The sequence below is a fragment of the Streptomyces aurantiacus genome (assembly GCF_001418335.1).
Classification (GTDB): Bacteria; Actinomycetota; Actinomycetes; order Streptomycetales; family Streptomycetaceae; genus Streptomyces; species Streptomyces aurantiacus.
In genome coordinates, this window is the sequence record NZ_LIPP01000552.1 from 1 (window position 1) to 1,158 (window position 1,158).

Consider the following 1,158-nt stretch of genomic DNA (forward strand, 5'->3'; position numbering starts at 1 on the left):
GAGAGCGACACCCCGGCCGCCGTCCTCTCGCCCACCCCCACCGCCCTCAACGCCCTGCTCACGGCAGTGAAACACGCGGCGCCCGGCTCCTCCGCGTGAGGGGAAGGGCCCGGCAGAAGGGGCTTCTGCCGAAGTCCGGTCAACCGTCGCCCTCACGTCAATCCGACTCCGGGACATGGCCGAGTTGGCCGGCCAGGTCGGCCAGATCGTCGACGTACAGGTCGAACCGGTCCGAGGTGGTGGGCGGATCGCCGCCCGGGCGGGCGACATAGGCGGTGCGCAGGCCGAGGTTCTGTGCTGCGCGCAGGTCCCAGGCGTGGGCGGCGACCATCAAGAGCCGCTCCGGCGGTCGTCCGGAAACGGTGACGGCCAGCTGGTAGACCGCCGGGTCCGGCTTGTAGGTCCGAGCGTCTTCGGCTGACAGGGCCTGGTGCCAGCGCAGTCCGGCGTGGGCGTTGAGTTCCAACAGCGCCGTCCGGCTCGCGTTGGAGAGCCCGATCAGCGGGAACCGTTCGGCGAGTCGGGCGAGCCCTGCCACGGTGTCGGGCCATGGCGGGAGCCTGCGACCTGACAGGGCCAGCGCCGCTACGGCGGCCGGGTCGTCGACTTCGGCGGCATCGGCGACGAGCCGGGCGGCTTCCAGGTCAAGGACATCGCTCGTGCGGTAGGGCCGGCCGCTGTCGAGCATGCGACGTTGCTCGTGGTCGATGTGTTGCTGCCACAGTGCCAAAAGCTCCTCGACCCTGATGTCGTCGAGCGATGGGTCGAGCTCACGAATGCCGGCGCGGATACCGGCGGGTGCGTCGACGAGCGTGCCGAGCACGTCGAACACGACGGCATCGATCTCTAGCTCTGACATGGGAGAGGTCTCCTGGACGAAGCAGGGGCGTAAGAGTGGCTGTTGGCCGAACGCAGCGGGAAGTCACTCTGATTCCCGAACGGCGTGGCCTGCGCGGCCACCGCGGCCCACTACTGCGCCGCTATCAAGCCCGCTTGGCCGGCGTTGACAACGCCGCGCTGGCACAGGACGCTTCCCTCGCCCTCATCCGCCGTATCACCCAAGAACTCTGAAAGGCCCCCATGACTCCCGACCTCCACTGGCAGAAGTCATCGTTCTCCGGAGGCGGTGATGATGAGGACTGCCTGGAGATATCCGCC

The 1,158-nt window shown here is 68.7% G+C and carries 2 protein-coding genes; one reads left to right on the forward strand and one right to left on the reverse strand.

All coding sequences use genetic code 11. From position 1 onward, the window contains the following. Positions 1 to 157: 157 nt before the first annotated feature. Complete coding sequence (locus AOK01_RS40165; RefSeq protein WP_055520597.1) at positions 158 to 859, reverse strand: haloacid dehalogenase type II; 702 nt, start codon at positions 857 to 859, stop codon at positions 158 to 160. 221 nt (positions 860 to 1,080) lie between these two features. On the opposite strand from AOK01_RS40165, the gene AOK01_RS46735 reads away from it, so the two are divergent. Continuing rightward, on the forward strand, positions 1,081 to 1,158 hold a 78-nt coding region (locus tag AOK01_RS46735; RefSeq protein WP_157871686.1), incomplete at its 3' end, for a DUF397 domain-containing protein.